Genomic DNA, 760 nt, shown 5'->3' on the forward strand with positions numbered 1-760 from the left:
ACCACGGTGCAGGCGACCAATGTGCACGATGCCGTGATGGCGCTGGTCGAGCGTCACTGCGACCTGCTGATCTGCTATCACCATCCGCAGCAGGGCATCGACCTCGACTCCGAACGCTACGCCATGCTGTCGCTCGGCAAGGAGCCGCTGCGCCCTTATGTCAAGGCCATCGGCAAGGGTGTGCCGAAGTACACGCTGCCGGGCACGGCGAGCGAGCCGGTGCCGTTCCTGAGTTACTCTTCCTATTCGTCGCTGAGCCGCATCGTCGAGAAGCAGCTCAGCGCCAGCCCGCGCCCGGTGCACGTGTTCCGCCGTTTTGAGTCGGACCTGGCCGAGGGCCTGAAAAGCATGGTGCTGGAAGGCCATGGCGTGGCCTGGCTGCCGGCCAGCGCGGTGACGCGCGAAGTGGCCGAGGGCAAGCTGACGCTGGCGATCGCGCCCAACGACAACGAGGCGCTTTCGACCGGCCTGTGGAGCGACGAGATGGACATCCGCTTGTATCGTCGCATCGATGACGCCCGCTCCGATCTCGACCGCATCTGGGCTTGCCTGAAGGCCGCGCACGCAGTGCGTTAGCAATTACAGGATTTCATTTCTGCATCTACCTGCATCAACATGCATCAACCAACGTTTAGAAGAGGACCACCGTGAAGCTCATCACCAACCAGCAAGTCAGCGAACTCGTCACCACCGCCGACGCCGTGCAAGCCATGCGCGAAGCCTTCGCCGCACGCGTGCGCACCAGCGCATCCAACGGCGT

Annotated in this window: 1 protein-coding gene; it reads left to right on the forward strand. The window is 63.4% G+C overall.

Going from position 1 to position 760, the window contains the following annotated elements:
* Window positions 1-576 (forward strand): LysR substrate-binding domain-containing protein (locus HLUSI_RS30315; RefSeq protein WP_016836210.1); only part of this gene is annotated, 576 nt, incomplete at its 5' end.
* Window positions 577-760: the final 184 nt, after the last annotated feature.

Source organism: Herbaspirillum lusitanum P6-12 (genome assembly GCF_000256565.1).
GTDB lineage: Bacteria > Pseudomonadota > Gammaproteobacteria > Burkholderiales > Burkholderiaceae_D > Herbaspirillum > Herbaspirillum lusitanum.